General features: G+C 29.8%; 24 protein-coding genes. 23 read left to right on the top strand and 1 reads right to left on the bottom strand.

What is annotated here, in order from left to right:
* Positions 1 to 24: 24 nt before the first annotated feature.
* Positions 25 to 393: a hypothetical protein gene (locus BN346_RS12590; protein ID WP_040329061.1), complete on the top strand. Its 369-nt coding sequence runs from the start codon at positions 25 to 27 to the stop codon at positions 391 to 393.
* Between the two features lie 60 nt (positions 394 to 453).
* Here BN346_RS12590 and BN346_RS12585 read toward each other — a convergent pair whose 3' ends face one another.
* The gene (locus BN346_RS12585) at positions 454 to 999 is read right to left on the bottom strand and encodes a DUF6143 family protein (RefSeq protein ID WP_040329060.1); all 546 of its coding nucleotides are present in this window, start codon (positions 997 to 999) and stop codon (positions 454 to 456) included.
* Positions 1000 to 1574: 575 nt separating this feature from the next.
* Between BN346_RS12585 and BN346_RS20620 the strand changes: the two genes are divergently transcribed.
* The 22 genes from BN346_RS20620 (at position 1575) to eutM (ending at position 20587) form a co-directional block, all read left to right on the top strand.
* The gene (locus tag BN346_RS20620; RefSeq protein ID WP_081771006.1) at positions 1575 to 2507 is read left to right on the top strand and encodes a LysR family transcriptional regulator; all 933 of its coding nucleotides are present in this window, start codon (positions 1575 to 1577) and stop codon (positions 2505 to 2507) included.
* A gap of 270 nt (positions 2508 to 2777) precedes the next feature.
* Entirely contained in the window at positions 2778 to 3218 is a 441-nt protein-coding gene (locus tag BN346_RS12575) for a hypothetical protein (RefSeq protein ID WP_040329058.1), read from the top strand.
* A 185-nt stretch (positions 3219 to 3403) separates the two neighbouring features.
* Positions 3404 to 4546 (top strand): 1-propanol dehydrogenase PduQ, encoded by a 1143-nt coding sequence (locus tag BN346_RS12570; RefSeq protein ID WP_040329057.1) that lies wholly within the window; start codon positions 3404 to 3406, stop codon positions 4544 to 4546.
* A 258-nt stretch (positions 4547 to 4804) separates the two neighbouring features.
* Positions 4805 to 5635 (top strand): MerR family transcriptional regulator, encoded by an 831-nt coding sequence (locus BN346_RS12565; protein ID WP_040329056.1) that lies wholly within the window; start codon positions 4805 to 4807, stop codon positions 5633 to 5635.
* Positions 5636 to 6110: 475 nt separating this feature from the next.
* Entirely contained in the window at positions 6111 to 7202 is a 1092-nt protein-coding gene (locus tag BN346_RS12560) for a membrane protein (RefSeq protein WP_040329055.1), read from the top strand.
* A gap of 4 nt (positions 7203 to 7206) precedes the next feature.
* Positions 7207 to 7473: a helix-turn-helix domain-containing protein gene (locus BN346_RS12555; protein ID WP_040329054.1), complete on the top strand. Its 267-nt coding sequence runs from the start codon at positions 7207 to 7209 to the stop codon at positions 7471 to 7473.
* 217 nt (positions 7474 to 7690) lie between these two features.
* Complete coding sequence (locus BN346_RS12550) at positions 7691 to 7987, top strand: BMC domain-containing protein (RefSeq protein WP_040329052.1); 297 nt, start codon at positions 7691 to 7693, stop codon at positions 7985 to 7987.
* Between the two features lie 25 nt (positions 7988 to 8012).
* Positions 8013 to 8321 (top strand): BMC domain-containing protein, encoded by a 309-nt coding sequence (locus tag BN346_RS12545; protein ID WP_040329051.1) that lies wholly within the window; start codon positions 8013 to 8015, stop codon positions 8319 to 8321.
* A 39-nt stretch (positions 8322 to 8360) separates the two neighbouring features.
* Positions 8361 to 9851 (top strand): aldehyde dehydrogenase family protein, encoded by a 1491-nt coding sequence (locus BN346_RS12540; protein WP_051540381.1) that lies wholly within the window; start codon positions 8361 to 8363, stop codon positions 9849 to 9851.
* 52 nt (positions 9852 to 9903) lie between these two features.
* Positions 9904 to 12444: a choline trimethylamine-lyase gene (cutC, locus tag BN346_RS12535; protein ID WP_040329050.1), complete on the top strand. Its 2541-nt coding sequence runs from the start codon at positions 9904 to 9906 to the stop codon at positions 12442 to 12444.
* Between the two features lie 132 nt (positions 12445 to 12576).
* The gene (gene cutD / locus BN346_RS12530; protein ID WP_040329049.1) at positions 12577 to 13530 is read left to right on the top strand and encodes a choline TMA-lyase-activating enzyme; all 954 of its coding nucleotides are present in this window, start codon (positions 12577 to 12579) and stop codon (positions 13528 to 13530) included.
* A 29-nt stretch (positions 13531 to 13559) separates the two neighbouring features.
* Positions 13560 to 13913: a BMC domain-containing protein gene (locus tag BN346_RS12525; RefSeq protein WP_040329048.1), complete on the top strand. Its 354-nt coding sequence runs from the start codon at positions 13560 to 13562 to the stop codon at positions 13911 to 13913.
* Positions 13910 to 14356 (top strand): EutP/PduV family microcompartment system protein, encoded by a 447-nt coding sequence (locus BN346_RS12520; RefSeq protein WP_040329047.1) that lies wholly within the window; start codon positions 13910 to 13912, stop codon positions 14354 to 14356. Before BN346_RS12525 ends, BN346_RS12520 begins: the two co-directional genes overlap by 4 nt.
* Complete coding sequence (locus BN346_RS12515; RefSeq protein WP_040329046.1) at positions 14357 to 15088, top strand: ATP--cob(I)alamin adenosyltransferase; 732 nt, start codon at positions 14357 to 14359, stop codon at positions 15086 to 15088.
* Positions 15070 to 15915 carry an ethanolamine utilization protein EutJ gene (gene eutJ, locus BN346_RS12510; RefSeq protein WP_040329045.1) on the top strand — a complete coding sequence of 282 codons (846 nt, stop codon included), beginning with the start codon at positions 15070 to 15072 and terminating at the stop codon, positions 15913 to 15915. The genes BN346_RS12515 and eutJ overlap by 19 nt, the downstream gene beginning before the upstream one ends.
* 19 nt (positions 15916 to 15934) lie before the next feature.
* Positions 15935 to 16231 carry a BMC domain-containing protein gene (locus BN346_RS12505; protein ID WP_040329043.1) on the top strand — a complete coding sequence of 99 codons (297 nt, stop codon included), beginning with the start codon at positions 15935 to 15937 and terminating at the stop codon, positions 16229 to 16231.
* A 1-nt stretch (position 16232) separates the two neighbouring features.
* Positions 16233 to 16496, top strand: coding sequence for a EutN/CcmL family microcompartment protein (locus BN346_RS12500; protein WP_040329042.1), 264 nt, complete (start codon positions 16233 to 16235; stop codon positions 16494 to 16496).
* 116 nt (positions 16497 to 16612) lie between these two features.
* Positions 16613 to 17275 (top strand): cupin domain-containing protein, encoded by a 663-nt coding sequence (locus BN346_RS12495; RefSeq protein ID WP_040329040.1) that lies wholly within the window; start codon positions 16613 to 16615, stop codon positions 17273 to 17275.
* Between the two features lie 20 nt (positions 17276 to 17295).
* Positions 17296 to 17952, top strand: a complete 657-nt coding sequence (locus BN346_RS12490) for a BMC domain-containing protein (RefSeq protein WP_040329038.1) — start codon at positions 17296 to 17298, stop codon at positions 17950 to 17952.
* Between the two features lie 31 nt (positions 17953 to 17983).
* Positions 17984 to 19582, top strand: coding sequence for an acetaldehyde dehydrogenase (acetylating) (locus BN346_RS12485; RefSeq protein ID WP_040329037.1), 1599 nt, complete (start codon positions 17984 to 17986; stop codon positions 19580 to 19582).
* Entirely contained in the window at positions 19582 to 20232 is a 651-nt protein-coding gene (locus BN346_RS12480; protein ID WP_040329036.1) for a phosphate propanoyltransferase, read from the top strand. Before BN346_RS12485 ends, BN346_RS12480 begins: the two co-directional genes overlap by 1 nt.
* A gap of 64 nt (positions 20233 to 20296) precedes the next feature.
* The gene (eutM, locus tag BN346_RS12475) at positions 20297 to 20587 is read left to right on the top strand and encodes an ethanolamine utilization microcompartment protein EutM (RefSeq protein ID WP_040329035.1); all 291 of its coding nucleotides are present in this window, start codon (positions 20297 to 20299) and stop codon (positions 20585 to 20587) included.
* Positions 20588 to 21097: the final 510 nt, after the last annotated feature.

The following is a 21097-nucleotide window of genomic DNA, read 5'->3' as shown; positions in this document are numbered from 1 at the left end:
GTCAAAATATTAGGAGAAAAATTAATGAGTAAACTTAGAACATTTATACAAAATAGAAAAGTGTTATCTTGTGGTTTTATATTTGCAATATTATCATTTGTAGGAAATGCTTTATCTATACTTATAATGAATAATGCACACATATACGATATAATACATGCAATTCCAACAGTTATAATATATGAGCCAATTGTAAATAAGATGGGAGGATATGTATCTTCAGAGTTTTTATTTGTTCCATTGGCAGTATTTATAGATTTTATAATAGGAATAGTATTAGGTTTTATATTAAAGAAAACTACAAAAACGGAAAAAAGCTACTTAGTATCAGCAACAATTTTATTTTTAGTTTATTGGATAGTAATAACTTATCAATGGTTACCAATAATATAAGTTTTCATTAAGAAAACCACGATTAAAAAATCGTGGTTTTTTATTTTTAAATATTAATTTTTAGCAACAATAAGGTGATGGAGTACATAACATTTCTTCCCACCATCCAAAAGCAACTATAGTACTGTTTAATTGAATTGGTAATAAACCGCCTAAATAAATTAAGATTGATTGTCCAGGAGGAAGAATTATTTGACTTCCATCAACAACTAATGTTGAATAAGGTGGAACTATTCTACTAAATATAGATACGCCAAATTTAGGTTTTGAAACACCTAAACCTAGATATCTAATTTCACCTTCTGGATTTGTAGTAGAATAATCTAAATTAGCTGCACTAACTGAATCACTAATCATACTTCTTTTTAAATTTGTTTTAACATAAAATTCAGCAGAGATATTAAGAGCTGAAATATTTGTTATAGTCATAGCATTAACATAAATAGTTACATTTGAATCTATTGGATTTACTAAGCCTGCTAATGCATGTCCATTTCTACCGATTAATATTGGTGTTTCACCAATAAAATAATTTCCTTGTTTTGATTGATACAATGGATATGGTATGGATACTTCCTTATGAATATTTTTATCATTACATGACATTACAATCACCTACATAAAAAATTTAAGGAAAATAATTATCCCTATACAACATTATATTTAAATCATATATGATGTGGTACAAGTATTGCAAAAATATGAAAACTAAAATTATCAATTAAAATATTAATAAATTGAAATTTAAGTTTACATGAAAAAATATGTTATTTATCTTTCTTCTGTAAAAAAGGTATTCTAATTTGGAATTGAAATATGTATTTAAATGTTTTATTTTCCATGTGTAATATATTGAGTAAATATAAAACAATGAAGTGGATAAGCTGAAAAATAAGAATATATTAGTATAATTACATGAGGATTTATAAATAAAATACATTAGTGATAACAATTTGGAATACATACAATATAAGGATAATACACATTTTAATCTATAATATGCTATATTATTTGTGAAACTACAAATTAAAAGAAAGTTGTAAATAATTATTTTTATTAATATTAAATTTATTATAACAAATAATAATTTGCAAATACTATTATTAGAGACACTTCCCAATTAAGAAGTGTTTTTATTATGATATTATATTTAATTAAGAGTTTGAATATCATAAAGGAGAATGAATGAGGATAAGATTATGGATATAAAACAATTACAATATTTTGTAGTTAGTGTTGATATGGGCAGTTTTCATGCAGCAGCAGAAACACTAATTACTACACAACCAAATGTTAGTAAAGTAATAAAGTCTTTAGAAGAAGAATTAAATATGAAATTACTCAATCGTAATCGAACGGGAGTAACTATAACTAAAGAGGGCGAAAAAATATATAGATATGCACTTGAAGTATTAAAAAATATGAAGTTAATTAAAGGATTAAAGAAAGAAAAATATGTAGAAAAATTATCTATTGGAAGTGTACCAAGCAATAAATTATCTACTTTTTTAGCTGAATTTTATAATAATAATTTAGATAAAAACATTGAAATGGATTTTTGTGAATGCAGTGTTGAAGAAATTATAAAAAAAGTTCATAGAAGAGATGTAGAATTAGGTGTTGTACATATATCTAAACGTAACATGTCAGCCTTTATGCATAATATAAAATCAAAGGGAATGGAATATACTGAGTTACGAAAAGTATCATTATGTCTATTTTTAGGCAAGAATAGTATTATATCTAAAAATGAAATAATAAGTCAGCAGTCAATAAAAGATACTAAATTAATTCAACATTATGAAGATAAATATTCTTTATTCGATCATTTGGGACATTTAAAAGAAGATGCATTTTATATTGGAGAAAACACATCCATATCATATACAAATAGTGATAGCTTTTTAATACAATTACTAAAAAATACAGATTTTTGTTCAATAGGTACAAGTTTAGCAAAAGACAAATATGAATATTGTGGAATACAAGTGATACCTATAACAGAATGTGAGGAAAAAGTTTCATTTGGCTATATTAAGCGTTCTAGAGATGAATTATCAGATATAGGTAATAAATTTATAATATATTTGAAAACTAAAGTGTTAGAAAAATGAAATTATTAATACTGATATATAAGATTATACTTATAAGCCTTGTAGGAAATACATTTCTTACAAGGCTTTATAATATTTTAAAATAATAATGCAGATTTTAAATTCTTGTTTGAAAGAAGAATATTGATATTTTAAATTAAAAATTTTAAATAATATATTAAAATATTAGTATTTAATATATTATTTAAGTTATTTTACTTGATTAAATTGCAAGTATATTGAAAATAAAACCAATTAAGTTATAGTAGTATAAGGGGGATGATGACAATTATGAGATATAAGGAAATTATGAAGAAAGTTATGGTATTTATTTTAATTTTTGTTTTATTCAATATATGTATTTATAATAGTTCAAAATTAAAAAGGTATAGAGAACATTCAAAAAGGATCGTGAGTGCAGAGTTAAGTTCCTTTGCAATGCATTGTATTGATGCAAAAGATGAGAGAGATTATTGTAGATTATCAAATAATATATCAAATGCTATGATGGAACTTAATAGGCTTCAAGAGGGAAAGCACATTTCTGATTGTGAATATAAAAATAATTTATATTATTTATTAAGAGCAATAAATGATAAGTTTACATATGATATAAATCAGTGCGAAGGAGTATTTAATAATGAGGAAATGTCAAATTTGATGAGAAGACTTTCAAATGATTTTGAAGATAGTGAAGCAATAAAAGAAGTTTGGAAAGCAATAAGTATTTAGAAAAATTAATTTATTATGCAAACTATAATATTGTATTATGAAAATAATGTTGATATAATTAAATGAATAAACTTATTTTAAAAGTTTATTTGATTGTTATAATTGTGGTGAATTTTTATACTTCGGGTTAAGAATAACTAATTTCATTCGTATCTAAAATGTTTTCAAGATAGGAGAAGATAGATATGAAAGAATTTAATATTGCCACAAGTGTTTATTTCGGAGAAGGGTCTTTAAATAGACTAAGTGAAATTAAAAATAAAAGAGTATTAATTGTATGTGATAAATTTATGGAAACTTCAGGAGCAGCTGCAAAGATACAAGATAAACTTGTTAATTGTGAAGTTGCTATATATAGTGATATTGTTCCTGATCCTTCTGTAGAAGTTGTTGCAGCTGGTATTCAAGTTTTAAAAAAATGTAATGCAGAAGTTATGATAGCACTTGGTGGTGGATCATCAATTGATGGAGCTAAAGCTATAAGAGAATATGCAAAAAGAGTTAATGGTGGTATTTCAACGATAGAGGAATTTTATGCAATACCAACTACTAGTGGTACAGGCTCAGAAGTTACAGAGTATGCAGTAGTTACTAATAAGCAAGAAGGATTAAAGTATGCATTAACAGATAAATCACTTCTACCAGACTATGCAATATTAGATCCTGAACTTGTAAAAACTGTACCTAAAGCAATAACAGCAGATACAGGAATGGATGTAATTACACATGCATTAGAAGCATTTGTTTCTACAGGTGCTACAGATTTTTCAGATGCACTTGCAGAAAAAGCTTTAACTTTAGCTTTTAGATTTTTACCACAGGCATATGCAGATGGAAGTGATGTAGTAGCAAGAGAAAAGTTACATAATGCATCATGTCTTGCAGGAATGGCATTTAATGCTGCTGGACTTGGAATTACACATAGTTTAGCTCATGCAGTAGGTGGAAAGTTACATATTCCACACGGAAGAAGTAATGCAATAATACTTCCACATGTAATTGAATATAATGCAAATTTAAGTAAGGATTCTTTTAATGGAGAATATAGTTTAGCTGCAAAAAAATATCAAAGAGTTGCAAAATTATTAAATTTACATTCACCAAATGTACATATTGGGGTTAATAATTTAATTAAAAGTGTAGTATCGCTTCAAGAAGAACTTATGATTCCAAAAACATTAAAGGAACAAGGTAGTGATATTGAACTTGCTAAAGCATCTAGAGAAGAGATTATTAATGCTGCATTAAAAGATGTTTGTACAACAGTAAATCCAAGAGAATCAACAAGGGAAGATTTAGTAGAAATTTTTAATAAAATTTTAGAGTAGTTATAAATTTTCTACATTAATTATAAACTTTTTTATGAATAATAATACTGATTTTAGGTTTAAATATATAAATAATATTATAATGAAGACTTCACATCGCATAATTATGCAATGTGAAGTCTTTTGTTTTATATATTATAAATTTTAAATTTGCTAAAAAATTAATAAAATTTATAAAAATATCACAAAAGTGCATCAAAATAATTTAAAATATAAATTAAGTATAAATTTAAAATTTATAAAAAAGGGGGAATTAGGATGAGAGATGAATTCTATTCAATAGGAAAAGTTGGAGAAATTTGCAAAATAACAACGAAAGCATTGAGGTATTATGACAAAATGGGAATATTATCGCCAGATAAAATAGCTCATGAAAGTGGTTACAGATATTATAGTAAGGAAAATTTATTAACTGTACCAATGATAAAGTATTATAAGCAAAGTGGATTTAAACTTGAAGAGATGAAGGAGTTCCTAAATGGTACAACCTATGACTTTTTTGATAAAAGATTTAGAAATAAGATAGATGAACTAAGTGAAATGGAGAAAGAAATAAATTTAAAGAAAAGATCACTTAAAGATTGGCATAATTTAATAGCAGAAGCACAAATGATACTTGAGAATAATGCTTGTGATGTGTCGGTAAAATATGTTGAGAATAAGATATTAACCTTTTTAGAACAAGATTTTAATTATGATTATATGGATTCTATAATTAACTTAGAATTTAGTAATTATATAGATAATATGAAAAATGCAGTTACAGGACCTGTAATGATATGTTTTCCATCGGTAGAGGAAAAAATAGCAGGAAGGTGTAAAAAAGTTAGGATAATGCAAGAAACTATTTTAAAATCTAGTGAAGAGGTTAGTATGGAATTTGGTGGATGGATGGCAGTTTCATGCTACCATATAGGCTCACATGAAACAATTGATGAAACTTATAATAAGATTAAAGAATGGGCAAATAGCCATAATTATATATGTTCAGATGAATGTTATGAAAGATATGTAACTGATTATTGGACAACAAAAAATAAAGAGAGATTTGTAACAGAAATTTTAATTAAAATAAAAAGAAAAAAATAAAAGGTTATTAAAAAAAGATTACCCTAAGGGGAAAAGTACAGAATGTTAATAGAGAATATTGTGAGAAAATTGAATAATATTTGAATGAAAAATGGATATATATGTTATTCAATAAAAAAAATAAGCATATGTTTAGAAAAACTCCAAGGAAAAGTTGAATTTTTGAAAAAGGTTGATATAACTTGCATTAAGAATAGTCGGAAATTAAAAAAAATATATGAATTTTAATTATTTAAAATTTTTATTTAATATTTTTTTTCAAGATATATTGACCTTCCCCCAAAGGGCAAGGAATATAATTTAAGTAAAGAATAAAAGGTTTACAGATATGAAGTGAAAAGTTATTCGAAAGTTTAAAAATAAAATGCCCGAAATTATAACAATCCTAAACGATATTTAAAAAAATATAATATTTGAAAAGGTTTATATTTTATTAAACATATAATTTTATCGTATTGAAAGGAGTTTTTATTTTATGTGTGAAGTTTCAAGAGCAGTAAATTCAGAAGCAGTTGCTGCAAAAAAGAAATTAACTAGTAGTTTTTTCAAAAAAGGTATATCTCTAGCATTATTTTCAGGACTTGCTTATGGATTATACACAGCTTTTCTAACAATGGGTATGACAAAAGGTGTTTGGGGTGATTGGTATGGTGCCAACACAGCAGGTTTATCAGCATTTGTTGTAGCATATTTACTTGCAGCGTTAGGAAATGCAATAAACGATACTTGTAGTGCTATTTGGGCACTTGGATATGCAGGTGTAAAAGGAAAGTTTAAAGATTTCCTAAGATGTGTTAATACAAAACCAGGACACATTATGATAGTAGCAGCACTTATTGGAGGACCAATAGCTGGAACTGCATATGTTATAGCACTTCAAATGGCTGGATCAATAGTTGTTCCAATATCAGCACTTTGTCCTGCAATAGCAGCAATATTAGGTAAGATTTTATACAAACAAGAAGTAAATAAGCGTATGACAGTAGGTATTATAATATGTGTATTTGCAAGTTTTTTAATTGGTAGTACAGGATTTGCTGGTGGAGTATCAAAAAACACAGTAATCGGTATTTTAATAGCTATAGTAGCAGCACTTGGATGGGGATTTGAAGGTTGCGTAGCTGGATATGGTTCAGCAATGATCGACCCAGAAATCGGTATTTGTATACGTCAAGTGACATCAGGAATAGCAAATTTATTTATATTAGTTCCAATTATCGGAGTTATGGCTGGTGGAGTAAATATTTCAGTTGATTTAGCTGTACAAGCATTTACTAGTGCACCTGCAATGATTTGGTTTGCTTTAAGTGGTTTATTATCATTCATGACATTTATGACATGGTATGCTGGAAACAGTATGTGTGGAGCAAGTCTTGGAACTGCATGTAATGGAACATATTCTTTCTTTGGACCATTATTCTGCTTATTAGTATTAGGAGTATATGGTGGAATGGATGGATGGTCATTACCTTCAGTTGCTTGGATTGGAGCAGTAATAATGATGTTTGGTATTCTTACAATATCTATGAATCCACTTGATTTATTTAGAAAGAAAGAGGAGGTTTAAATAGATGAAACCACTGAATTATGCAATTTTAAAGCACTTTACTAAAGTTAAAGAATCATGTGCAGATGATGTTATAGAAGCATTAAAAGGAGAATATGGTAATTTTAAGGCTTTAAATAAAAAAGCAGTTATTAATGCATTAATGACAGCAGAAGCAAATGGTCTTATTGAAGAAACAAAATTTGATTTAGATAGTAATAAAGAATTAAGAGTTTATTACCATGCTAATCAAGATGGAATAGATACAATAAATAAATATATTAGAGATTAAAATAGATATTTATATAAAAAGATAAATTAACAATGGGGTTAAAAAGATTTCTATATGAATATATAATACGTATACAATATTTGTAAAATTATGAATTATCGCAATAAATTTAAATTTACAATAAAAATAATTAAAAATATCATAAAATCACAATAACAACATAAATCACTTACTTTTTAAAAGTATTATGAATAAAACTAAAATGGAGGAGTCATTTATGAGATATTACGGAAATGAGGCATTAGGGCTTGTAGAGACAATAGGATTAGTTCCAGCACTTCATGCGGCAGATCAAATGCTAAAAGCTGCAAATGTTGAGCTAATTTCATATGAAAATGTAGGATCTACACTTGTAACAGTTATGGTAAAAGGGGATGTTGGGGCAGTTAAATCAGCAGTTGAAGCTGGTGCTAGAGCAGCAGCTGAAGTTGGAACATTAACAGCACATAATGTTATGCCACGTCCTATTAGACCAGTTGGAGATATCGTTTCAGTACACGATATTGACCTATAAAAAGTAGAAAGGATTTGATTTACATATGGCGAGATATGAAGCTTTAGGATTAGTTGAAACTTTTGGTTTAGTTTTTGCTCTAGAGGCAGCTGATGCTATGTGCAAGGCATCTAATGTAGAACTTGAAGGATATGCAAATGTTGCATCAGGATATATAACAGTTTTAGTTCGTGGAGATGTTGGAGCATGCAAAGCAGCTGTAGATGCTGGAGTTGCAGCTGTTGAAGGAATGGAAGGTGCAAACCTTTATAGTTCAATGGTTATTCCAAGACCACATCAAGACATAGAGAAGATAATAAAACGTTATGAGATAACAACTCTTATACCAGAATAGAAAATATAGAATTTTTCAAGGGGAAGGAGGGTGAGAAAAATGAACATTATTGACAATGACTTACTTTCCATGCAAGAAGCGAGGATTCTTGTTGAAAATGCCAGAGAGGCACAAAAAAAATTGGCAACATTTCCACAGGAAAAGCTTGATGAAATAGTTGAGCGTATGGCTGAAGAAATTGAAAAATATTTAAAAGAACTTGCAAAAATGTCTAGTGATGAGACAGAGTATGGAAATTGTGAAGACAAATATGTAAAGAATCATTTTGTATGTAAGTATCTAAAAAATAGACTTAAGGGTCAAAAATATGTAGGAATTATCAATGAAGATGAAGATAGTAAGACTAAAGATGTTGGGGTTCCAATGGGTGTTATAATAGCCTTTTGTCCAGCAACAAGTCCTGTATCAACTACAATATATAAAGCCCTAATAGCAATTAAATCAGGAAATGCAGTTATATTTTCACCTCATCCAAGAGCTAAAAACACTATATCAAGAACACTTGATATTTTAATTAGAGCAGCAGAAGGGGTTGGACTTCCAGAAGGAGCAATAGCTTATTTACATACAGTAATGACTAGTGGTGCATTAGAACTTATGAATCACAAAGATACAGCTTTAATAATGAATACTGGAGTTCCAGAAATGTTAGAGTCAGCTTATAAATCTAAGAAACCAGTGATTTATGGTGGAAATGGAAATGGACCAGCATTTATAGAACGTACAGCTAATATAGAAGAAGCTGTTAAGTCAATAATCGATAGCAAAAGCTTTGATTATGGTGTTGTATCTGCAGCAGAACAATCTATTGTTGTTGATAGTTTGATTGTATCAGAAGTAAAAGAAGAAATTCAAAGAAATGGTGGATACTTTATGACAAATGAAGAGTCTGAAAAGCTTGGAAACATATTTTTTTACAGAGATGGCAGTCCAGATGCTGAATTAATTGGTAAACCTCCAGTGTTTTTAGCTAATAAAGCTGGATTTAATGTTCCAAAAGACACAAAGGTACTTATTTCAGAACAAAAATTTGTATATAAGGAAAATCCTTATTCAAGAGAAAAACTTTGTCCAGTATTAGCATTTTATATAGAAAATGACTGGATGCATGCTTGTGAAAAATGTATAGAGTTATTACTAAGTGAAAGAAATGGTCATACACTAATTATACATTCACAAGATGAAGAGGTTATTAGACAATTTGCTCTGAAAAAACCAGTAGGAAGAGTACTTGTTAATACTTCGGGAACTTTTGGAAGCATGGGAGCTACTACTAATTTATTTCCGTCAATGACTTTGGGAAGTGGTTCTGCAGGTCAGGGTATGACTTCAGATAATGTATCACCAATGAATTTAATATATGTACGTAAAATTGGATATGGAGTTAGAAATGTTGATGAATTAAAAAAAGAAATCAACAGAAATGATAACAATCCATACCCAGTATTAAATAAACCCAAAACAAATGAAACAAGTAATACAAAATTATTAGAAGAAATATTAAAGAAGATTATATCTGAATTAGAATAAAAAACATATTTTATCTACAAAAAAATAAATTAAAGAATGTGAGGTAATGACAGTGGATATTCGTGAATTCTCAAATAAGTTTATGGAAGCTACTAAAAACATGTCTGATGAGGAACGTGCAAATTTAATGGAGATGTTTAAAAAAGTTTCTAAAGATATAGTTAAGGAAGAACCAGCAACTGCAAATGTTGTATGTGAAAATAATGGTGAAATACCAGATGGAATAACAGAGCGTTTAGTTAAATTAAAAGAGACTTATTTAAAGCAGGTACCATCAATAACAATTCACCGTGCAAGAGCTATAACTAAAATGGTAAAAGAAAATCCTGGAATGCCTAAGGCAATTTTACGTGGTAAATGTTTTAAATATTGTTGTGAAACAGCACCATTAGTAATTCAAGATAACGAACTTATCGTTGGTGCACCAAACGGAAAACCTCGTGCAGGAGCATTTTCTCCTGAGATATCTTGGAGATGGCTAGAAGAAGAAATCGATACAATAGGAACAAGACCACAAGACCCATTCTATTTAGCTGAAGAAGATAAGCAAATATTACGTGAAGAAATATTCCCATATTGGCAAGGAAAATCAGTTGATGAGTATTGTGAAAGCCAATATCGTGAAGCAGGAGTATGGGAACTTTCAGGAGAATCTTTTGTTTCAGATTGTTCATATCACGCATTAAATGGTGGAGGAGACTCTAACCCAGGATATGACGTTATATTAATGAAAAAAGGAATGCTTGACATAATAAAAGAAGCAGAAGAAAAATTAGCAAATCTTAGTTATGAAAAACCAGAAGATATAGAGAAAATCTACTTCTATAAATCATTAATAGATACTGCAGAAGGTGTTATGATATATGCTAAACGTATGTCAGACTATGCTGCTGAATTAGCTGCAAAAGAAACTAACCCTAAGCGTAAAGCTGAACTTTTAAAAATATCTGAAGTAAATGCTAAAGTTCCAGCTCATAGACCAACTACTTTCTGGGAAGCAATCCAAGCAGTTTGGACTATAGAATCATTACTTGTAGTTGAAGAAAACCAAACAGGTATGTCTATAGGACGTGTTGACCAATATATGTATGAATTCTACAAAAATGATATTGAATCAGGTCGTATGAATGATTTTGAGGCATTTGAATTAGCAGGTTGTATGCTTATAAAAATGTCTGAAATGATGTGGTTAACAAGCGAAGCTGCATCTAAATTCTTTGCAGGTTACCAACCATTCGTTAACATGTGCTTAGGTGGTGTTACTAGAGAAGGTCGTGACGCTACAAACGAATTAACATATCTTTTAATGGATGCAGTTCGTCACGTTAAAGTATATCAACCAACTTTAGCATGTCGTATACACAAAGCATCACCACAAAAGTATCTTAAAAAGATAGTTGAAGTTATCCGTGCAGGTATGGGATTCCCAGCATGTCACTTTGATGATGTTCATATAAAAATGATGTTAGCAAAAGGTGTTTCAATAGAAGATGCAAGAGATTATTGCTTAATGGGATGTGTTGAGCCACAAAAATCAGGTAGATTATATCAATGGACTTCTACAGGATATACTCAATGGCCAATATGTATAGAACTTGTTTTAAACAATGGTGTGCCACTATGGTATGGTAAGCAAGTATGCCCTAATATGGGAGATTTAGATCAATTTAAAACATACGAGCAATTTGAAGCTGCTGTTAAAGAGCAAATCAAATTTATAACAAAATGGACAAGTGTTGCTACTGTAATTTCTCAACGTGTTCACAGAGATCTTGCACCAAAACCACTTATGTCTATGATGTATGAAGGTTGTATGGAAAATGGTAAAGGTGTAGAAGCTGGTGGAGCTATGTACAACTTCGGACCAGGAGTAGTATGGAGCGGACTTGCTACTTACACAGATTCTATGGCAGCTATAAAGAAATTAGTATTTGAAGAGAAAAAATATACTTTACAAGAAATGAATGAAGCATTAAAAGCTGACTTTGTTGGATATGAAAAATTAAGAAAAGATTGCTTAGAAGCACCTAAGTACGGTAATGATGATGACTATGCAGATTATATTGCTGCTGACTTAATCAACTTTACAGAAAAAGAACACCGTAAGTATAAAACATTATACTCAGTTCTTAGTCATGGTACTCTATCAATTTCAAACAACACTCCATTCGGACAAATGACTGGAGCAACAGCAAATGGACGTAGAGCATGGATGCCATTATCAGATGGTATAAGTCCATCACAAGGAGCAGACTATAAAGGACCAACATCTATAATAAAATCTGTTTCTAAAATGTCTTGTGAAGATATGAACATAGGTATGGTTCACAACTTTAAATTAATATCTGGACTTCTTGATACAAAAGAAGGAGAGCAAGGAATCATTACTTTATTACGTAGTGCATGTGCTCTTCAATTAGGAGAAGTACAATTTAACTACTTAGATAACCAAACATTAATAGAAGCACAAAAACACCCAGATCAATATCGTGACTTAATTGTACGTGTTGCAGGATATAGTGCATTCTTCGTTGAGTTATGTAAAGATGTTCAAGATGAAATTATAAGTAGAACTATGCTTACACACTTTTAATTAAAGTTAAACCTTAAATTTATATAAATTAAATTTTATGAAGTCTGTAATCTATAGAATGCTATAGATTACAGGGTTCATTAGAGGATATTAATTAAAGATCACGATAAATGGAACTGGAGAATGAATAAAATGAGTAATACAAATTTAGGTGTAATTGAGAGAAAAGCTACAATTTTTAATATACAAAAATACAATATGTATGATGGAGATGGAATAAGAACTTTGATATTCTTCCAAGGATGCCCACTTCGTTGTAAATGGTGTGCAAACCCTGAAGGAATGATGAAAAAACATAGAGTTATGTTTAAAAGCAACTTATGTGTTAACTGTGGAGCATGTGTTTCAGCTTGCCCAGTAGGAATACACACTATCTCTAATGAAACTCTAAAACATGAAGTTAATCGTGATATTGATTGTATCGGATGTGGTAAGTGTAAGGATGCTTGTCTTAAATCTGCTATATCAATAATTGGAGAAGTAAAAACTATATCTGAACTTTTAGAAATTGTAGAAGAAGATAGAACTTTTTATGATATGTCTGGTGGTGGAGTTACATTAGGTGGTGGAGAAGTTTTAATGCAGCCAGAAGCTGCATGTAGTTTATTAATGGCATGCCAGCAAGAAGGTATAAACACTGCGATTGAAACTTGTGGTTATACAAAGCTTGAAACAATACTTAAGGTTGCTGAGTTCACAGATTTATTCTTATTTGATATTAAGCATATTGACTCTGAAAAGCATTTTGAATTAACTGGTGTTAGAAATGAACAAATTTTAGAAAATTTACAAGAGCTTCTTCGTCTTAAATATAATGTTAAGATTCGTATGCCATTATTAAAGGGTGTAAATGATCGTAAGGAAGACATAGAAAAAGTCATGGAGCTTTTAACACCATATAAAGATTATAAGAATTTTAAGGGTGTAAATTTATTACCTTATCATAAAATGGGTGTAAATAAATACAACCAATTAGGAATGGAATACCCAGTTAAAGATGATCCAAGTTTAAAAGATGAGGATTTAGATAAAATCGAAGGATGGATAAAAAACTACGATTTACCAGTAGAAGTAATTCGTCATTAAAATAAATTGAAAATGGAAGGTAAGGATTTATGGAAGATTTGCTTGATAGAAAAATTGAACGTATTATACAGGAATCAGTTCCAGGAAAGCAGATTACCATAGCTCATGTTATTGCATCACCTATGCCTGATATATATGAACGTCTTGGAATAGATGAAAAAGGAGCAATAGGAATTTTAACCCTTTCTCCATTTGAAACAGCCATTATTGCAGCAGATATTGCTACAAAGGTTGCAGATGTAGAAATTGGATTTCTTGATCGTTTTACAGGTTCTGTTGTAATAAATGGAGATGTTCAAAGTGTTGAAACAGCACTAAACACAGTAAATGATACTTTAAGGGATATGCTAGGATTTACGCCAGCTATTATAACAAGAACATGAAGAAAAAGCGCATAATGGTAATTGGTCCTTCAAAATGTGGAAAAACTACATTAGTAAATATATTAAATGATTATGAGGGTCCAGTTAGGATAACACAAGAAATTAAATATGGTAAAAATACTATTGATGTTCCAGGAGCTTATATAGATAATGCATGGATGTATGAACACATAATTGCATTAGCACAAGATGCATCTCATGTGCTTATATTGGTTGATCAGTCTAACTCAACGGAAATATATTCCTATGGATTTGCAAAGTGTTTTAGATGTCCAGTGATTGGAGTTATAACAAAATGTGACTTAGCATCTCAAAACAAAGAAAATTGTATTAGGATGCTAAAAGATATAGGTGTAGAAGAACCATATTTTCATATTAGTTGTGAAATGGGAATAGGGATTGATGCTTTGAAAAAGTATTTATTAGAAAAAGGTGAGGAGTAAATGGCAAAAATAAAATTTATTACCGAAGAATATTTGAGAAATATATATAGAAAAAAGCCTTTTGATACCTACGAATTAGAAGAAGGACAGCGTCTTACACCTGGAGGAGCTCAATATTTATCTGATAAAAGAATAAAAATCACTGGAAATGTTTTAAATGAAAATAAGACAAATTTTAAAGTGAACAAAAATAGTTCAAAGACAGATGAAAACAACTTTGAAGAAAAGAAACCAGAAATAGAAAAAAAAGTTGAGAAGGTAGAATTAGGTTTTAATTTAAATAAGAAACTTTGCTACAAATTAAAATCAATAGAAGCGCTATGTCTTGTTACTAGTAGTGAAGTATTAAAAGAGGATGTTTTTTTAGCACAAAATATTATAGAAATAAGAAAAAAAATATCCAATATCAGAAATGTTGTAAGTGGAAAAGGAATTTTGATGGTACTTAATTGTAGAGAATGTACAGGAATTAATTCTAAAAATTTTACAACAGAAATTGATGATTGTTTTGAAATAACAGAATTTCATATGCAACTTAAAAATAGCAACATAATCTTAAAAATGCACACACTTAGATGTGAGTTACAAGAGTTGCAGTTTGAATTTATAGAGAACTATAAAAATGATGATTTGAAAGATAAGATTTTAGAGAATATGAATGCAATAATTAATTCACTATCTCAATTGATTTGTTCAGCAGTAGGAGGAAAACAATGTCAAAGGAAAGAGTAAACTTCGCACAGTGTGATGAGTTAGTTCAAAAATTTGAAGAAGTTATAAAAAAACCAATAACTAAAAAATCTTCAGTTTATTATACAGGGGTAGATTTAGGAACCGCATGTGTAGTATTAGCAGTTTTAGATGAAAACTATAAACCAGTTGCAGGTGCATATAGATATGCAGATGTAGTTCGTGATGGTATGGTTGTTGATTATATAGGAGCTGTAAATATTGTTAGGGAACTAAAAAAAGAGATTGAAGAAAAGTTAAACACAGAACTTCTTTATGCAGCTGCTGCAATTCCACCAGGAACAGACGCCTTAGATTCTGGTGCTATAAAAAATGTAGTTCAAGCAGCTGGATTTGAACTTACATGTCTATTAGATGAACCTACTGCTGCAAATGCTGTACTAAACATTGAAAATGGTGCAGTTGTAGATATAGGAGGAGGAACAACAGGAATATCAATTTTAAAAGATGGAAAAGTTGTTCATGTTGTTGATGAACCAACAGGCGGTACTCATTTTTCTTTAGTTCTTTCAGGTGCATATAAAATAAGTTTTAAAGAGGCAGATGAATTTAAAAGAGATAATAAAAACCATAATGAAATTTTACCATTACTAAGACCGGTAGTTGAAAAAGTAGCATCAATAATTAATAGCAATATTAATGGATATGATGTTAAAGAAATTTCTTTAGTAGGTGGTACCTGTTGTTTGAAAGGAATTGAAGAAATTATTGAAAAGAAAACGGGAGTATATACACATAAGCCTAAGAATCCTATGTTTGTTACACCACTTGGAATAGCACTAAGTTGTACACAAGATATTATTGAATAATTAAGGATGGTGTTTAAAAGTGGATTTTAGAATTATAAAATCACCTTCAAATGGAGCAAAAGACATTCTTAAAAAAAGAATAGGTGTAAATTGCAAAGTAGATTTAGATAGTATTGATGCAATAGGACTTGTTCAAGGAAAGCTTATTGATATGATTTATGCTATAGATATTGCTGAAAAAGCTGCAGGAGTCACTGTTGAAGATATTAAGGGGACATGTCCTCAGCATATGGTTTTACTTGGCATTTTTGGTGACACATCATCAGTTGAATCTGCAATAAAAGAAATCAAGCAAAGAATGAAAGAGGGAAAATAAGATGATAATGGCAAGGCTTATTGACAATGTATGGGCTACGAGAAAAGCAGAGTCACTTAATGGACTAAAATTTATGCTTGCTGAAGAAATTAGTGGAACGGGTAAAGGACGTAGAATTATTGTTGCTGACATTATGAGTGCAGGTATTGGGGATAGAGTTATAGTAAGTACGGGTTCGGCAGGACGTAAGATGTTAGGAAGTTCAGATATTCCAGTAGACGCAGTTGTAGTTGGAATAATTGATAATGATTGCAGTTTAGAATAATGAAACGAATTAGTGTAAATTTATATTTTAAAATTTCATAACTCTCCAATGATTAAATAAAATTTAAATTTACCATAATTGAAATTACCATAATTAATTTGATGGGATGTGAAAACGTGAAGAAATTAATTTGTGCAAAAGATATTGAAACATTAATAGTAAATGGGAAAAAGGCATTTCTTATAGATGGTAGTGAAATAATTACACCAGCAGCAAAAGAGCTTGCAGTAAATAATCAAATAGTGTTTACTACAGAAGATTTAAAAGAAGAAGTGCAAAGCACAGAAAAAAAAGAAACATCAAACCTAGAAAATATAGATAGCGAAATGTTAATGAAGTTATTTAAGGCTATGATGGAAAAAGGTATTTTACAAGAACTTATAGAATGCTTAAAACCTAAAAATGCTTTATTTGATGCTGAATGTGATGAAAATGGACTTAAGGTTGTCAGAGGAAACACTGTTAAAATGGATGTGTTTGATACTGGAAATAAAGATGCAAGAGTATATTTTCAAGAGTTAGTAAGCAAAGAAGAATCAAAGATGAGTGCTGGATTCTTAATCATTGAAGATTCAAAATTTGAATGGGAATTAACTTATGAAGAAATTGATTATGTCATTGAAGGAACTCTAACTGTTGAAATAAATGGAAAAACATATACAGCACATAAGGGTGATGTATTATTTGTACCATCAGGATCTAAAGTAGTTTGGGGTTCACCGGATAAAGCAAGATTATTCTATGCTACATATCCAGCAAATTGGGCTGATCTTTTATAAAAGGCTAGGAGGATAAATCTATGCAAGCAATTGGGCTAATAGAAACAAGAGGACTAGTTACAGCTATAGAAGCTGCTGATGCAATGACAAAGTCTGCAGATGTAAAAATTATTGAAAAAACTTATGTAGGTGGTGGACTTGTTACTATTGTAATTACAGGGGATGTAGGTGCAGTAAAAGCAGCTATAGAAGCAGGAAGTGCTTCCGTAAAACAAATAAATGAAGAATTCTTGATTTCAGAACATGTAATTCCAAGACCACATGAAGAACTAGAATGTATAGTTGGAAATACAACTAAAAATGAAGTTGAAGAAAATGAAGTAACAATTGAAGAAGAAAATGAAGATAATAATACAAGTATTTTAGAAGATGAAAAAGAATCTGAGGAAGAATTAGATAATGAAGAAATTCTAGAAGAAAATGAAGAGAACTTCAATGATGATTTAAATAAACTACCTAAAAACAATTCACAAGGAATGCATAAACAAGATGTAGATAACTTAGTGAATATGGAAGGGTTAGAAAAAGCTATTTCAACTTTATCTAAATTGAAGGTTGTTAAACTTAGAAATTTAGCTCGTGAATATGAAGATTTTGTAATTAAAGGTAGAACTGTTTCAAAAGCAGATAAAAAACTGCTTATTGCAAAATTTAAAGCATATTATGAGAAAAATTAATAGTTTAAAGTTAAGAAAGGAATGAAATACTATGGAAAACTTTGATAAGGATCTATATTCAATACAAGAAGCAAGAAATATTGCAAAGCTTGGTAAAGCAGCAGCTAATAAAATTGCTACTTACACTGAAGAACAAATCGATAAAATATTAAAAAATATGGTTAGAGTTGCAGAAGAGCATGCTCATTGTTTAGCAGAAATGGCAGTTGAGGAAACTGGATTTGGTAAAGTTGAAGATAAAACTTTCAAAAATCATTTAGCAGCTACTATTTTATATGATTCAATGAAAGACATGAAAACTATAGGAATAATTGGAGAAGATAAAGCTAATGGAATTATAGAAATTGCTGAACCAGTTGGTTTAGTTATGGGAATAGTACCTTCAACAAACCCAACATCTACAGCTATTTATAAAGCTATGATAGCTATAAAATCTCGTAATGCTATAGTGTTTTCACCACACCCATCTGCTGCAAAATGTACAATTAAAGCAGCTGAATTAATGCTTAATGCAGCTGTAGAAGCAGGTGCTCCAGAAAACATTATTGGATGTGTTAAAACTCCAACAATAGGAGCTACAAATGAATTAATGAAATGTAGTGAAGTTGCAATAATAATTGCTACTGGTGGTCCAGGTATGGTTAAAGCTGCTTATAGTGCAGGAAAACCAGCAATAGGTGTTGGAGCAGGAAACTCACCAGCATATATTGAAAAAACTGCTAATGTAGAAAAAGCTGTTAGAAATATCATGGCAAGTAAGACATTTGATAATGGTACAATTTGTGCTTCAGAGCAATCAATAGTATGTGAAGAATGTAATCATGATATGGTTGTTGCAGAATTTAAAAAACAAGGTGGATACTTCATGAGTGAAGAGGAAACTAATAAAGTATGTCAATTATTATTCAAAAATGGACATGCTATGAATGCTAAGTTTGTTGGAAGAAGCCCTCAAGTTATAGCATCAGCAGCAGGAATTACAATTCCAGTTGGAACAAAAGTACTTATAGGTAAACAAAATGGAGTTGGAGAAGGAAATCCACTATCATTTGAAAAACTTACTACAGTTCTTGGATTCTATACAGTAAAAGATTGTAATGAAGCATATGAATTAAGTTATAAATTACTTCAAAATGGAATTGGTCATACAATGAGCATACATACTGAAGATAGAAATATAGTTATGGAATTCTCTAAATTACCAGCTTCTCGTATTCTTATCAATACTGGTGGAACACAAGGAGGAACTGGTGGAAGCACAGGTCTTAAACCAGCATTTACTTTAGGTTGTGGAACTTGGGGTGGAAGTTCAGTATCAGAAAATGTTACTCCAGAACACCTTATAAACAAAAAAAGAGTTGCATATGGTTTAAAAGATTGTGCAACATTAGCATCAAATGATTCAACTTTTAACACTATAAAAACTGCAGAAAACTGTCATGGTGTTCAAAATCAATTTATGAATATGAGCCCAGCTCAAATTGCGGCAGCAGCAGAAATGTTAAACAAAGTTACTGGTTCAGTTGATAATTCAAATAATTGCACAGGATGCTGTGATAAAACTGAAAAAAATGAAGAACTTGTAGATTTAGTTAATCAAATAATAGGAGCTATGAAAGGAAATAACTAATGGATAATTGTGAAGTACTATTAAAGCTTTTATTAGAAGCTGTTAAAGATAAAGAAAACAAAAGTGCAATACAAGAGGATGCCAGTGGTATTCCAGTAGGTATTTCAAATAGACATGTTCACCTTTCACAAAAAGACATGGATGTTCTTTTTGGAAAAGATTATAGCCTTACAAAACTTAAGGATTTATCTCAACCAGGACAATATGCATGCAAGGAAACTGTAACAATTTGTGGACCTAAAGGTGCAATTGAAAAAATTAGAATTCTTGGACCAACAAGAAGTAAAACTCAAGTTGAAGTATTAATGGGAGATTGCATCAAACTTGGAGCAGTTCAACATGTAAGATTATCTGGTGACTTAAGTAATACATCTGGAGTTACAATAGTTGGACCAAAAGGTTCAGTACAAATAGAAGAAGGTTTAGTAGTAGCACAAAGACACATACATATGACATCAGAAGATGCTAAAAATTTAGGTGTTTGTGATGGTGACATAGTTTCAATAAAATGTGATGATTTAAGAGGTGGAGTGTATAGCAATGTAGCTATTAGAGCAAATGATACTTCAAAACTTGAATGTCATCTAGATATTGAAGAAGCTAATGCAATGGGCATTAATTCAAGATCAAAAATAGTTATAGTAAAATAATAGAAACAAATAGTGAGTAATTAAAAATAATATAAAAAAAACATAATTTTAGGAGGATTTTAAAATGAAATACGATGCATTAGGAATGATAGAAACAAAAGGATTAGTAGGATCAATAGAGGCAGCAGATGCTATGGTTAAAGCTGCAAATGTATATTTAATAGGAAAAGAATATGTTGGAGGCGGACTTGTAACTGTTATGGTTAGAGGAGATGTTGGAGCTGTTAAAGCTGCTACAGATGCTGGAGCTGCTGCTGCACAACGTGTTGGAGAATTAGTATCAGTTCACGTAATACCAAGACCACACTCAGAGGTTGAAGTAATACTTCCAGCAGCTAAAGAAGCTACAAAATAATATAAAAAATATAGTGTAAGATAAAAAATTAGAACGTCGCTAAGATTAAATTAGCGACGTTTTTTAGTATGTTCAGCATGGTTGTGATCTTAAGTGTGAAAATTCATAATTAGACTTAGTAGATAGTTATTGTTGTACTCTTATAAAAATAATAATACTAGATTAAAAAAATATAGGTACAACCATAAAATGAATTGTATCGAAAATAATGATATTAGTAAATTTATATGTTAAAATATTAGATGTAAAATATATCAAATTATAATAATAAAATACATAAAAGGAGTGAGTTAACATAACATAATAAATTAGTAAAAAAAAATTTAAATTTTAAATAGGGGGACTAAAATGAAATTTCACAAAAAAATAATTGCAAGTATAATGATAATAAATTTTGCTATTTTTAATAGTTATCCAGTTGTGGTATTAGCTAAAAGCGAAGATATAATTGATAATGAAACTTCAAGGGTAAGCAATACAGATTTAAAACAAGAAGTAAAAGAAATTATG

This window comes from Clostridium ihumii AP5 (assembly GCF_000612845.1).
Classification (GTDB): Bacteria; Bacillota; Clostridia; order Clostridiales; family Clostridiaceae; genus Clostridium_J; species Clostridium_J ihumii.
The sequence above is the reverse complement of the archived record's forward strand: the minus strand, read 5'-3'. Positions and strand labels throughout refer to the sequence as shown.